Below are 14,356 nucleotides of genomic sequence, written 5' to 3' on the forward strand. Positions count from 1 at the left end.
ATGATTGATTTGCACTGTCATTATTTGCCCGGTGTAGATGATGGCCCAGTAGAGGCAGTGGAAGCATTGCAGCTGGTGCGCGCTGCTGTCGCTAATGGAATTACTGCCGCGGCATTAACGCCACACATTCATCCACGTCGATATCCGAACTCAAAAACTCGGTTGTTACATACTTTCGTGCGTTTTCAAGAACTGGTTAAACAGCAACAAATTCCCATCAAGTTGTATTTGGCTGGCGAAGTTCGTATATCGCCAGAGTCTTTGGATCTCTTTGAGCAAGATGAGATTCCTTTTTTGGGAACTGTTGACGGTTATAAAATCGTTTTGTTGGAGTTCCCGCACGATATGATTCCAGTGGGTAGCGAGCAGTTTGTTACCAAATTGTTAAGGATGAAGATACGGCCGTTAATTGCTCATCCCGAGCGAAATAAACAGGTACTTGGCGACCCTGAGCGTATCAGGCCGTTTGTCGACATGGGATGTTGGTTGCAATTAACTGCAGGATCTCTGGTTGGGAGCTTTGGAAAACCTGCTAAAAAAGTGGCTACTAAATTGTTAGAGGAAGAACTGGCTTGGATTGTTGCCACGGACGCGCATAACCTAGAACATCGTCCACCAGATCTAGCACAAGGATATCAATGTCTAGTCGATATTTGTGGAAGTAGAACGGCGAAACGCATGGTAGAAACTAGACCGGGGCGAATTCTCGGTCTGGAGCAATAACTGTGAATGTTTTTAAAAATAAAATTCCAGCTCTCGTCTTGCTGGTTCTCTTTGGCAGCATGCTAGAGAGCGCCAATTACTGTGTCTTCGCCGGCATAACTGATGCAGTCACACTTAAGTCCCGCTCTGAACTAGGTACTTTTCAAAGAATTGGAAAAGTACCTGATCCTGTGGCTTGGGAGCGTCTTGTAAGCGATTTTGCAGATGCGAGCCGGGTTGTACCCGATGCATCTGAATACTACGAAAATATTGCTTACCTGTTCGCTCTACGCGGAGCTTCTGCAATTGGTTTTTCAAATTTAGCACAATTAAATTTTTCTCAAGCTGTAACTAACTATAAACAATCATTACGGATGAGACCAATGACTGGGCGCACTTGGGCCAACTTATCCCTTGCATCTTTTTACCTAGGCATTGAGAATAAAGAAATTGCTAGTTATTTTGATAATTCCTTAGCATTTGGACCATTCGACGCTAGTACGCAAATGCCACTAATTAGTTTATACAAAAATCGATGGTCAGGTCTATCAACGAAGCAAAAGTACGAATTGCGAAATGTCCTTATGCAAGCGAAAGACCCTGCAATTCGTAACTTAGGACTATCTATCCCAAACTCTGACTGATCCTCTAACTTCAAACGAACTTGAAGTAGAAAACCGACAGTCGGAAAGCGATTTCTCAAAAGCAAAAAAATGAAAATACTTGTTTTTTTAAATAGTTATTTGCCAGGTTTTAAGTCTGGTGGTCCCGTACGTACAATCGAAAACATGGCTAAAAGTCTGCCTGGGCATGAATTTTCCGTAGTTACCACAGATCGCGATTTGGGGGATAGTGAGCCTTATCAGGGTATAACGAGAGGCGTATGGACAAAAACAGGTGATTCCGAAATTTATTATTTGAACGAAAAGATAACCTTATTTGCGAGAATAGTTGAATATTACAAGTTATTGAAGTCGACTTCGTTTGATGTGTTGTACCTTCAGAGTTTTTTTAATGTTCGCTTCACTATGTTGCCGCTGGTCATTTTTCGGCTGATTCATGGTTATTCCAAGCCTGTTGTTATCGCACCAAGGGGTGAGTTTAGTAAAGGTGCAATTTCATTGAAATCGTGGAAAAAAAAGCCGTATGTATTCCTGATTAAATTTAGTGGATTACTAAAAAATATTACTTGGCAAGCATCTACTGAAGCTGAGCACAAGGATATTTTGGATGTTCTATCAAAAACCAAGACCCACGTATTTAAAGCGGACAATATTTTTATCGCTCCAGACATTGGTTCATTAAAAGTCTCGCGTGATATCAGGAAGTCTTCCTCCGATTTTAAAGTTATTTTTGTATCTAGAATTACAAAAAAGAAAAATCTTAGTTTTTTATTAGATTGTTTATCGCACACGAAAATCTCTCTCATTTTGAATATCTACGGCCCAATAGAAGACGAGAAGTATTGGAGTGAGTGCAAAAGAAAAATTGATAACTTACCTACTAATGTTGTAGCCAACTATTTAGGAAGCGTAGATCACTCGGAGATTTCCTCATTGTTTTCCCAGCATGATTTATTTTTCTTCCCAACTCTTGGCGAAAATTTTGGTCACGTAATCATTGAGTCTCTTGCTTCTGGAACACCAGTATTAATTAGTGACCAAACCCCTTGGTCCACAGACAAAGATGGCGCTTGTACAGCTCTACCATTGAATCGTCCAGACTTGTTTAATGAAGTGTTACTTAAGTTTGCAAAGCATACGACTCAAGAAAAAGATACTTTAGCAATGAAAGCTATAGAACTAGCACAGATATTGACGGGAAGAGAAGTTGCGATAGAAAAAAATAATGCTCTGTTTGAATTTTCAAAGGCGAATAATTCTCGGTCTCGAATGTAGAAATTAATGTCCAAAGATCTGACTGCTATTTTTCTATTTCTTCAGGTATCAGTAGATCATTGATAACTTTGTTTATTGAGATTTGTTCATTTGGGATCTCCGTAGGTTAGCAAATAATTTACTATTTAACTTTCAAATTTCCCGCATGAAGAAAATAATACTTCTATTTGCCTTGCTATTCATACTTGACGCAAGTGCAGAAGGACTATCATCAGCTCCTCTAATTACGTCGAATAGTGGAGAAAGATACGATCACACCGCACGACCTACGATTGTATCCGCTAGCCCTAACGTTGAAATTAGGTCGACTGATTCGTTGTCCAGCGAAAAGCGCGAGCTGAAACAACAAATCAGCTTGTTTGATTTTTTGACGGAGATACAGAAAAAAGACCTGGTTACCGGACATCCCTCAATAGACTTCACTCCTCAGATTCAGGCTGCAATTAACGCTGCCGCTGGAAAGACCTTGTTTGTACCGGCTGGGTCATATTTGCTAAAGGCGCAAAAAGGCAATACCCTTCTAACAATCGCAAACACAATCTCGATCAAAGGGCAAAGAGGTTCCCAATTTTTGATAGATGCAAATGTTCCAAATGATGTTGATGTGATCACTGTTAATCCGCACACAATTGCAGACGAAGGCGTAGAAATTGATAATTTGTGGATTTTTGAGCAGGCTGGGAAACCTGCGCGAAATATTATCAAAGTTAATCTTGATTCGGAACATGGATTAAAAAAACTATCGATCACCAATAGTTTATTCCGTGCTAAATCGGGATTTGGAATTTGGGTTGCTAATCCGAATAAGGCAAGTAGTAGAGGGCTATTCCTAAGTAAAATCGTTGGTAACGAAATCTACGGTGGTATTCAATTAGATAACTTGGGCGACTCAAACCTGATCGCAGATAATGCAATTACTGGTCCAAACATAGGTATTCATTTTGATCTGCTTAACGAAGTCGGGGCATTGGGATCAGCGGCAAAATTGCAGATAATTAGGAACAATATTACTAGTTTTGGTGGCGCAATCGTTGGCTCTCACGCACGCGGGATCGTCATCGAAGACAATAATATAGAACAGACAGTTCCTTTACAGGATGGTTATAGCGTGGCCTTATCCTATCTTGATGAAGTTGAATCGGGAAATCCAGTTGCTATGTCTGGAGTGTCAGTTATTTCACGCAATAAAATTGAGCCGGCCGATCCCACCTCTCGATCGAATGGTTTGCTTTTATTTAAGTGCAATGGGACAGTTGTCGAAAATAATAGTATTGGAACCTCGCAGAACGGGACTAAAGGTGCAAGTGCTATTACTATCCGATCTTCTTTTAAAACCGTCATTCGTGGAAATTATTTGCTTCCTTCTCTGGGGGGGACTGGCATAAATATAGACTCCGCATCGTTAAATACAGAATTTACTCGCGGGGTATTTTCACCTGTAGTCCCCAATGTGATTGAGATTAAAGATCAAGGCCTTGGTACAAAGGGTGTCTGGAAATCGGGTGTGTTAGCATCTAATTGGGTTCCAACTTCGCCAAAAATGGTTGGATTCTCTTTTTATAAAACAAGAGATAATTTAGTCCTCCTGCGAGGAAATTTAAGGAAACTCAAGAAAGTGCCAAATGACGGCGTCATTGGATTTTTGCCAGCTGGGTTTTTACCGGAAGAATTAACAGCAAAAAATGGTGATGTTGGAGAAATGTTTTTATCTACCATAGTCATTCGAACGAATGGCCAACCTTCACCGGCGGTATTGAGAATTACACGCGATACCGCTTCCGGATTAGGGAAAATTATGCTTCATACTCCGAATTTAGACGATTTAGATACTTTGAGTTTTGATGGAATTACTTTTTATTCTCTAGATATACCAACTTAAGTATCGATCTTAGATATATGACTTAGTTCTTAAATCCGACCTAGGTGAGGATTAGTCATTTGTACTAGATACCATTATTAGCAGAGTTACTCAAAATTTCCGATTACTGATCTCAGATTTGATTCTTTTGTTTTTGAGAGTTTAATTTTTTAAAAGGCTGCACAGGATGCGCACCAAATCACCGCTACTTTCATTAATTGTTGCATTTCAATGCCTGACGATTGTTCTTTACTTCCTTGGTCCAATTAATTACGTAGGTCGAAGATTCGAAGTTTTTTTTTGGATCGCGTACTACATAGTAATGCTGGTTTTGGGTGCTAGGTTAGGTCGTGATATTTTTTTTAAAGATAAATATCCAGACGAAATAAAGTCCACTAACAAACGCCATAAATTTATTCACTTGTCTACTTTCTTTTCCTTGATATTCATGATTTTCGCTTTTGTTAGTCGAGTCGGAAACATGAATTTTGGCGAAAATATTGGAGAACAATACTCCTTATCTCTTGAATATCGGAACAATAATCAAAGTTTGTTTGAATATATTAGGATGTTCTTTGCCGTTTATTTATTTGGTTTTTTCTCAGTCTTCCTTTACTTTTACAAGGAATTTTCGAGTAAGGATAAAATTCTTGGCTTTGCCGTTATCTTGTTAAATATTGCGCTAGGTTTTGCTACGGGTACAAATAAGTACTTGTTTGATTACGTTGTAATTTCTGTGGCTATCTTCTTGCTTAAAGAATTTTCCTTTGTAAAAATCGGCTATAAAAAAATAGTTTTATATTCTTGTTTGGTCGCGACGCTTCTGTGTGGATCGTTGTATTTTTTTGCTGTTGGTCAGTCAACTAGATATGGCTCTGCAGCCGTTTCGGGAGTAGATCATCGCCTAGGCGCTTACGCGGACTATAATTTAGACGATGGTCTCTTCCTTATGGGATATTCCGCACTGACCTCGTACCTTACTCAAGGATACCGATTATTCGATATGTCATTGAGTGAGGATTTCAAGTGGACATACGGTGTTGGGAACTCTACTTTTTTCTCTCGCCAAATCGATCGTATCCTTGATACCAAGATTAGTGACAATTCATTTCCTGCAAGGCTAGAGAGCAAGGGACTGGATCGCTTTATTAACTGGTCTACATTTTATTTGTGGTGGGCTTCTGATTTAACTTATTTTGGGGTTGGATTTCTTCTTGCCTTCCTTGGTTTTGTGTTCCGCGTCAGTGAAAATTCAATTTTGAAGTTTAAGGATTTAGATGCGTTAATTCTTTATTCTTACTTGACGATGTGTTTTTTTTATTTATCAGCAAATAATCAACTTATGCAATCAGGCGAGACTGCGATTGGATTCTTATTCGTGTTGATTACCGTTATTCGGAGTAAAGAATTAGTTAAGATCAGCTCACCTTCGTTCAAGCCGATTTAAGTGATTGAAAAGTAAAATGAGTGAAAAAAAAATAAATACGAACTTGTTTGTTGGTGCAATTTCAGTTGATAGGGAGTTATCAGGTTCGGCATATTCTGAGGCAGGGACGCAGGTTCAGCTGGAAATTATTCGATTATTGAACGAAAAGCTTGATGCAGATGTTCAGGTTGTTTCGCTGAACCCTTTATCTGTTTTTCCTAACGGTACCTTTTTTAGTAAATATCAAAAAAAAGGAAACATTTATTTTTTGCCTTTTTTAAACTTGCCAATCTTAAAGCATATTATTTACAGCCTAAGTTTGCTTTTATTCTTATTTACATTTGCACCAAAAAAAATAATTGTTTATAACAGTTATTTTTTCCAAAATTTTTCCATTTTTCTATACAAAAAATTTTATCCTAAAGTAAAAATCGCGTTACTGGTTCAGGATGTATTACCTGTTGGGAACGGATTGCAATCGATACAAAGGTATCTGGATAGAAAATCATTGAATTGGCTTTCTTATTACAATTTAGTAGTCCCAATTAGTAAACATATTATTTCGGATTTCGATATCAGAGTACCTTCTTTCGTTGTGCAGGGAGGGATCACTAAAAATATTATTGATCATTTTCCGTATGCGAATTTTGGTAATTCGAAATTCAAGCGGGTTGTGTTTGCTGGCGCCTTGGAGCCACATAATGGTGTGCATTTGCTTATAGAGCAGTGGGCTAAACAGCATATTCAGACTGAACTGCATATTTTCGGAAAAGGCTCTTTAAAAGAGTTCGTATCGGATTTTGCTGGGAAATATCAAAATATTTTCTTTCATGGCTTTGCTCCTCATACAGAGGTTCAAGATTTCATTTCTAAGTCTATGTTCACCCTGATACTTAGGTACGATTTGGGACTTGAAACAAAATATTTTTTTCCGTCAAAATTTTGGGAGGCATTAGCAAGCGATTCACACATTGTTTGCAATAATTTCAATAGCTTTCCTAATGATTTAAAAAAATATTGCATTATGCTGGAAGCAGATTTTTCGAACCTAAAATGTTTGGATGATATAACTGCATCCAACTTTGATCTCATTTTGGATAGACGAGCATATGTTCAAAATACACATATGTGGAGTCAACATGTTGACAAAATAATAGAGTCTTTATGAGATCGATTTTGGGAAAAGCATTGAATAATACTTATGTAGTTGGTATTTTCTTCACAATGTTGTCTATTTGTGTTTCATTGCTAATTAATGTAATTTTGTATCCAATTTATTGGAAAATTTTAACTACTAGCGATTTTCAAAATTGGTTTTCGATCTTTGAATTTAGCTTATTGTTTTTACTTTTAGATATTGGATTTTCTCAAAACTTTATTAAAAATAATGTCGAAAGCTCTGCAGTTGTTTTTGAGCATAATTTTCATAAACTTCGAGGCACTTTATTTATCGTCTCAGTCTTTGCATTTGTAGTGCAATTACCAGTTTTCTTTTTCATTCGTCAGCCTGAAAATTTTACCCAGTTTTTCCCGTATTTTTTATTGGCATTATCGACTGCATTTACTCTTTGGGCTTATTCAGAAACTGCTGCCCTTCGAGTATTACTAAAGTTTAATTCGATAGCGTTTATTTCGATTACAGGTAATTTAATTTTTTTAATTCTTGTATTTTATTTTAGACATTACGGTATATACGCAATTGCTTACGCAGTGCTTTTACGAGCGCTCGTTATAAATTTTTTGCAGCTCTTTATTTTGTCAAAATCTGTGAAATTGAAAATGATTTTTTCATTGCAGTTTGAAGGAGCAACAACTAACGCACTTATGAATTTTTCTTATTTATCGATCTTCGCATTTGATGCCGTTGTGTTTTCAAAAGCAGGCATAAAGGGAAGTGACGTTGCCTCATATATGCTGAATAGAAAAGTGTATGATTTGATTAAGGGATTTTTTGATGCTGCCATGAACGTGATCTCTGTTAAATTGGTTAAGCAGAAACTAAGTGACCACCTTTTATATGTTGTCTTATTTCTTGGATTGATATTTTTATCTGTCTATCTCGTATCACCATACCTTTATCGTTACGCAATTGGTTCCAATTCATTTGATAGTAAATTGTCTTTTCTTTTAGCACTGTCAGGTTTTTTAGCCGCAATCACTCGTTTCTGTCAGCTTTCGTTTTATATGACCAGTCAAACAACGTTGATTCTGAATCTTTTTGCAGTAATTAGTTTTTTAAAACTAGTTTCATTTTCGACGTTATTCGTCTTTCATACCCAGATCCCGAATTTTTATTTTTTGCAATGTGGCTTTATGTTGCTTTTAATTCTCTTTACTTACTTAAATAATCGGAAGAAAGCGTTAATTTAACTGTTTAGTATCCTTACCTTAAATTTCACAAGTCTGTTAAAAAACTCAAATAATTTTTGGTTAATAATCAAAAAAAAATGCTGTTGGTGTACCAGAATTCTTGAGGCGTTTAATTCGTGCAGAATAATCTTTCTTTATGGAAAATATTGCAAAAAGAAAATAAAAGAGCGGAAATGCTTCCTTTTTAGTAATTTTTAACTGTTTTTGTTTCAAAATGACATATTTTTTTCTTCAAATTTTCTGTTTATATCATTAATATTTAGCTAAGTTTTTTGATTTGTGTTAAAGTAAAGAAGATTTACAATTTCTAAGATTTTGTAACATTTTGAGTTTGAGCTTGAAGTCGGTTTTAAAATTAATAAAAGTGAACTAATTAAATAAGAGAACGTTTGTTGTGACTGCTTGCCGTAAAAAATGATTGTAGAGCGTCGCGGTAGAAGCTGCCTTTCGAGATAAAACCCAAAAAGCTGACATTCAATTTCCTAGGGAAAAGTTATACATTAATAATCAGATGGTTAAGAGGAATTCATGTTTTCTAATAAGACGCTGCTGATCACGGGTGGTACGGGTTCATTTGGTAACGCAGTTCTACGTCGGTTTTTAGACTCCGATTTGAAAGAAATACGCATCTTCAGTCGTGATGAAAAAAAGCAAGACGACATGCGTAAGAAGTACAACAATCCAAAGCTCAAGTTTTATATTGGAGATGTTCGCGATTATCAGTCCGTTCTCAATGCGGTTCGTGGTGTTGATTACATCTACCACGCAGCTGCACTAAAGCAAGTTCCTTCCTGTGAATTCTATCCTCTCGAAGCAGTCAAAACTAATGTGCTCGGTACAGAGAACGTCCTCGAAGCCGCTGTGTCCTCTGGTGTCCAGCGCGTCATTTGTCTGAGTACTGATAAAGCCGTCTATCCTATCAACGCGATGGGCATTTCAAAAGCGATGATGGAAAAAGTAGTTGTCGCTAAATCACGTGGATCAGAAAAAACAGTAATTTGCGCCACACGTTACGGTAACGTTATGGCGTCGCGCGGTTCGGTGATTCCACTGTTTGTAGAGCAGGTTCGTGCCGGTAAGCCAATCACGATTACCGATCCTGAGATGACGCGATTCATGATGACGTTGGATGACGCAGTAGATCTCGTTTTATTCGCATTTGAGCACGGTACGCCTGGTGACATTTTCGTGCAAAAAGCGCCCGCCGCAACAATTCGTGTTCTCGCGCAAGCCCTAGTACAGTTGATGAATTTGCCTGATCATCAGATTGACATTATTGGTACGCGCCATGGTGAGAAGTTGTTTGAAGCCTTGTTGAGTCGTGAAGAGATGGCTGCAGCTGCCGACTTGGGTGACTATTTCCGTGTTCCACCTGATTTGCGTGATCTGAATTATGGAAAGTTTGTTGAGCAAGGTGAACAAAAGATTTCTGCGGCAGTAGATTACAACTCGCACAATACTACCCGACTTGACGTTGAGTCGATGAAGAAATTACTGTTGAAATTACCGTTTGTTCAGGCGCTGACGCGCGGTGAATATATCCCACCGGAGGCTTAAATGCGTGTTTTAGTGACCGGTGCTAACGGTTTTATCGCCAAAAATTTATTGGTGCACCTGAACGAAAAAGGCATAGAGGCGATTCGATTTACACGCGATATGGATGAGGCAGATCTGGCTGACCATATCGAAAAATCTGACTTTGTTTTTCATTTGGCAGGTGTGAATCGTCCTAAAGAAATTGGCGAATTTGCTGAAGGTAATGCGGGTCTGACGGAGCGTCTTTGTACGCTTATGAAGCAAAGTGGAAGACGCATTCCAGTTTTGTACACATCGTCAATTCAGGCAGATTTAGATAATCCCTATGGGATTTCAAAGCGGAATGCAGAGCAGGTTTTAGAGACTTATGCAGCAGATACGGGTTCACCGGTTTATATTTATAGGTTACCGAATGTCTTTGGTAAATGGAGCCGCCCTAACTACAACTCTGCTGTTGCAACCTTTTGCCATAATATCGCGAATGATTTACCGATCCAGATTAATGACAGGAACGCATTAGTATCACTGGTATATGTTGATGATGTTGTTGCTGATTTTCTGAAGAAGATCGACGATACGTTGACCGAAGGTCATCGAGTTTTGACGCCGCAGATTCAGCCTGTCTATTCCATAACCGTCGGCGAACTCGCAGACCAGATTCAGGCCTTCAAGAACAGCCGTCAATCACTTGTCACCGAAAGTGTTGGTACGGGCTTGATCCGCGCGTTGTATTCAACTTATTTAAGCTTTTTAAAGCCTTCTGAATTTTCTTATCCATTGGTCACTCATGCTGACCCGCGTGGTCGCTTCGTTGAAATGTTAAAAACGAAAGACAGTGGTCAGTTCTCATTCTTTACGGCGTTCCCAGGTATCACGCGTGGTGGTCACTATCATCATTCTAAAAATGAAAAATTTTTAGTGATACAGGGTAAAGCACGCTTTGGATTCCGCCACATTGTAACGGGCGAGTATTTCGAAAAATTAACTGATGGTAGTCACCCAGAGGTGGTTGAGACCGTACCTGGTTGGTCGCATGACATCACAAATATCGGTGATGTCGAAATGATCGTGATGCTGTGGGCAAACGAGATTTTTGATCGACAGGCGCCAGATACCGTTAGTCATAAGGTTTAATATGAAAAAATTGAAAGTTGTATCCGTCGTTGGAACTCGTCCTGAAATTATTCGCCTATCGCGCGTATTGGCAAAGTTAGACCAGCATTGTGAACATATTCTGGTACATACTGGTCAGAATTATGATTACGAACTGAATCAGATTTTTTTTGAGAATCTGGGTATCCGTAAGCCCGATTTCTTTTTAAATAGTGCTGAGGGCAGCTCGGGGGCTGCGCATACTATCGGTAACTTGATCATCGCCGTTGATCAAGTGCTGGAAGAAGTTAAGCCTGAAGCGATGTTGGTGCTGGGCGATACTAATAGCTGTTTATCGGTGATCCCTGCTAAGCGTCGAAAGATTCCAATTTTCCATATGGAGGCCGGCAATCGTTGTTTTGATCAGCGCGTTCCAGAAGAAACGAATCGTCGTATCGTTGATCATACAGCCGATATCAACTTGACATATAGCACTATCGCCCGCGATTACTTGCTGCGCGAAGGCTTGCCACCAGATTTAGTAATTAAAACTGGTAGCCCTATGTTTGAAGTCTTAACCCATTATTTGCCACAAATTGATGCATCAACTGTGTTGAATGACTTTGGGTTGGAGACTGGTAAATTTTTTGTTGTGAGTGCACATCGCGAAGAAAATATTGAATCTCTCCAAAGTTTTACCAAGCTATGCGAGATCTTAAACGCAGTCGCGCAGGAGTATGGGTTACCGGTCATCGTTTCCACACATCCACGCACACAAAAGCGTATCGATGCGACGGGAACAACGTTTCATCCACTGGTTCGACTGATGAAGCCGTTGGGATTCCATGACTATGTAAAGTTACAGAAATCAGCACGTGCTGTATTGTCTGACAGCGGGACAATTAACGAAGAATCGTCAATCTTGAACTTCCCTGCGTTAAATTTGCGTGAAGCACATGAACGCCCAGAGGGTATGGAAGAAGCGGCCGTAATGATGGTTGGCTTGGAAGTAGATCGTGTCAAACAAGGTCTCGCTATTTTGCAAAGCCAGTTGAGCGGAGAAGATCGTAGCTTACGGCTTGTGGCTGATTACAGTATGCCAAATGTATCCGATAAGGTGGTTCGCATTATTCATAGCTACACGGACTATGTAAATCGAGTCGTTTGGAAAAAATATTAATTCATAGGTTAGTATGCGCATTGCTTTGATTGCAGACGTATTTCCCCCATTGAGGACTTCTGGGGCGGTACAGTTGCGTGATTTGTCTATCGAGTTTGCGCGTCAAGGTCACCAGATGGTGGTGATGATCCGGTCTTCCGAAATAACAACACCTTGGACCCTAGATGAATTGCAGGGTGTACAAGTGTTGAGGTTACGTGCACCCAAGACCAAAGATATCAATTATGTTCGGCGTACTATCAATGAGTTTTTGATGCCTTTTTACATGCTCAAGAACTTACGCAAGAGTCCATACGCTGATGCGAAGTGGGACGGCGTCGTCTGGTATGCACCAAGTATTTTTTTAGGGCCAATTGCGAATGCATTAAGAAAAGCGAGTGGCTGCAAAAGTTATCTCATCATTCGGGATATTTTCCCGGAATGGGCAGTTGATATGGGATTGATGGGGCGAGGGTTACCTTACCGATTTTTCAAATTAATTGAACGATATCAATACAGCGTGGCAGATATTATTGGTGTACAGACTCCCGCGAACATACCGTATTTTTCCGGCGAAATAAATCCTAAAAAGAGCAAAATCGAATTGTTGCAAAATTGGCTATCGCCAGCCTATGAAATTGGTTGCACTATTCAGGTTAGCGAAACGAGATTATCAGGACGCACCATTTTCGTCTATGCTGGTAATATGGGTGTTGCACAAGGTTTGGGCATCATTTTAGAATTGGCAAAAGAGTTGCAAAATCGTCCGGAATTCGGTTTCTTATTTGTTGGACGCGGCTCTGACGTCAAACAATTACGAGATTATGCAATTAAACATAATCTTGAGAATGTCTTGTTTTTCGACGAGATTGATCCCACTGAAATTCCAAGCTTATTTGCGCAATGTCATGTGGGTATTGTTGCTCTCGATCCGCGCCACAAAACACACAACATTCCAGGAAAATTTTTAACTTATATGCAGGCCGGGTTACCCGTATTAGCACTGATCAACCCCGGCAATGATTTAGAGCAGATGGTCAATGACAACAATTTAGGGCGAGTTTGCACGAACCACTCACTTGTTGCTCTCAAAAAAACTTTTCTCGAGTTGGCGAACGAGTTACATCAATACGATGAGATTGCTGTGCGTTGCAAAAAAATATCGGATGATTTGTTTTCAACTAAGACAATTGTTCGACAAATTGTCGACGCATTGACAATCTAAGTTGATTTTATCAATGTTATTTTCGCCGGAGTGATTTTGTTTCTTCGAATTAATTGACTTTGAACTGAAAAGACATCCTTCACAACTTACTCTCCCGATCCATCTTCTCAATCACATCCTTCCACAAACGCACCGTGGTTGCGCCGCCTTTTCGGGTGGTGCCGTTGGGTAGCCACAGGTCGTCGTCATTAAAACTGTAGACTGGGACGAGGTCGGTGCGGGCGGAGCCGCGTTTGATTTCGGGGATGAGGTTGTCGAGAATCCACGGGTCGGCGTCGGGGGTGGGGTAGTAGGCGAGGACCATGTGGGTTTCGCCGATGTTGATGGCGCGGACGTAGGTAATGCGCAGGCGGTCGACGGGGACGCCGAGTTCTTTTAAGGTCATGTATTTCGCGATGGCGTAGTCTTCGCAATCGCCGCCCAAGGAGGCGACCAGCTCTACGGGGGTGGCCCAATAGTCTTCCACGCCCCAGTGTTCCATATCCGAGAAGTACGGAATCTGATTGTAAAAATCATTGGTTTTTTGCAGGAAGGGTGTTTCGAGCCGGATGTCTTTGGACTTCAATAAATTGGCAGTGAAGTTGGGGCCGGCGGTAGATTTCATCTGACGCACGGTGACCTGCATGACTTGTAAGTGGCCGACGGCGGCGTTACCGAAGCGTTTTGTCGCCCAGGCATATAAGCCGGTCGTGAAGTCGACGAGTCCGGACATGGCAGGTGGAACCACCAGGCAGCTCAGTACCAGCGTGACGACAACGAGGCGTATTTTCTTTGAAACGACCATGGGTGGAACTTCACTCGGGCTACAGTATATAAACAGGGTGCATAGTGCGATGCGAATACGTCGCAACACGCATCATACATGGATGGAACGCTGTTGACTAAGGGCATTTATTCGTTTTTTTACTGATCGGCTGCTGCGATACCGAGTGTAGAATAAATTTGCAAAAAAATCATCGCTACAGTGGTATTCGTTGTTATGGAGGGTGTTTTTGCTGGCGAGTAAGGCGTTACCTGGCAGAACTGCCGTGAATTGATTGTCCGTGGAGACGGAATCAAATTTATAATTTTACCTACTCTTATTTTATCT

Annotated in this window: 12 protein-coding genes; 11 read left to right on the forward strand and 1 reads right to left on the reverse strand. The window is 40.1% G+C overall.

Features of this window, described 5'->3' with window-relative positions; translation table 11 throughout:
* The 11 genes from ACO0K2_RS01950 (at position 1) to ACO0K2_RS02000 (ending at position 13,266) form a co-directional block, all read left to right on the forward strand.
* Complete coding sequence (locus tag ACO0K2_RS01950) at positions 1-723, forward strand: tyrosine-protein phosphatase (RefSeq protein ID WP_423015193.1); 723 nt, start codon at positions 1-3, stop codon at positions 721-723.
* Positions 724-725: 2 nt separating this feature from the next.
* Complete coding sequence (locus ACO0K2_RS01955; RefSeq protein WP_423015195.1) at positions 726-1,346, forward strand: hypothetical protein; 621 nt, start codon at positions 726-728, stop codon at positions 1,344-1,346.
* Between the two features lie 69 nt (positions 1,347-1,415).
* Complete coding sequence (locus tag ACO0K2_RS01960) at positions 1,416-2,600, forward strand: glycosyltransferase family 4 protein (RefSeq protein WP_423015197.1); 1,185 nt, start codon at positions 1,416-1,418, stop codon at positions 2,598-2,600.
* 145 nt (positions 2,601-2,745) lie between these two features.
* Positions 2,746-4,479 (forward strand): hypothetical protein, encoded by a 1,734-nt coding sequence (locus ACO0K2_RS01965; RefSeq protein ID WP_423015199.1) that lies wholly within the window; start codon positions 2,746-2,748, stop codon positions 4,477-4,479.
* A 460-nt stretch (positions 4,480-4,939) separates the two neighbouring features.
* The gene (locus ACO0K2_RS01970) at positions 4,940-5,905 is read left to right on the forward strand and encodes a hypothetical protein (protein ID WP_423015201.1); all 966 of its coding nucleotides are present in this window, start codon (positions 4,940-4,942) and stop codon (positions 5,903-5,905) included.
* Positions 5,906-5,921: 16 nt separating this feature from the next.
* Positions 5,922-7,052 (forward strand): glycosyltransferase, encoded by a 1,131-nt coding sequence (locus tag ACO0K2_RS01975; RefSeq protein WP_423015203.1) that lies wholly within the window; start codon positions 5,922-5,924, stop codon positions 7,050-7,052.
* Positions 7,049-8,254, forward strand: a complete 1,206-nt coding sequence (locus ACO0K2_RS01980; protein ID WP_423015205.1) for a hypothetical protein — start codon at positions 7,049-7,051, stop codon at positions 8,252-8,254. Before ACO0K2_RS01975 ends, ACO0K2_RS01980 begins: the two co-directional genes overlap by 4 nt.
* A gap of 528 nt (positions 8,255-8,782) precedes the next feature.
* Positions 8,783-9,811 carry a polysaccharide biosynthesis protein gene (locus ACO0K2_RS01985; protein WP_423015207.1) on the forward strand — a complete coding sequence of 343 codons (1,029 nt, stop codon included), beginning with the start codon at positions 8,783-8,785 and terminating at the stop codon, positions 9,809-9,811.
* Positions 9,812-10,924 (forward strand): UDP-2-acetamido-2,6-beta-L-arabino-hexul-4-ose reductase, encoded by a 1,113-nt coding sequence (gene wbjC / locus ACO0K2_RS01990; RefSeq protein WP_423015209.1) that lies wholly within the window; start codon positions 9,812-9,814, stop codon positions 10,922-10,924. It abuts the gene before it with no gap.
* Position 10,925: 1 nt separating this feature from the next.
* Positions 10,926-12,062, forward strand: coding sequence for a non-hydrolyzing UDP-N-acetylglucosamine 2-epimerase (gene wecB / locus ACO0K2_RS01995; protein WP_423015211.1), 1,137 nt, complete (start codon positions 10,926-10,928; stop codon positions 12,060-12,062).
* A 13-nt stretch (positions 12,063-12,075) separates the two neighbouring features.
* The gene (locus ACO0K2_RS02000) at positions 12,076-13,266 is read left to right on the forward strand and encodes a glycosyltransferase family 4 protein (RefSeq protein ID WP_423015213.1); all 1,191 of its coding nucleotides are present in this window, start codon (positions 12,076-12,078) and stop codon (positions 13,264-13,266) included.
* A 79-nt stretch (positions 13,267-13,345) separates the two neighbouring features.
* Here the strand turns inward: ACO0K2_RS02000 and ACO0K2_RS02005 are convergent, their stop codons facing one another.
* A complete protein-coding gene (locus ACO0K2_RS02005) occupies positions 13,346-14,050 on the reverse strand; it encodes a transglutaminase-like cysteine peptidase (RefSeq protein ID WP_423015215.1) in 705 nt (234 codons plus the stop codon).
* Between the last annotated feature and the right edge of the window lie 306 nt (positions 14,051-14,356).

The sequence above is a fragment of the Undibacterium sp. MH2W genome (assembly GCF_049340215.1).
GTDB lineage: Bacteria > Pseudomonadota > Gammaproteobacteria > Burkholderiales > Burkholderiaceae_D > Undibacterium.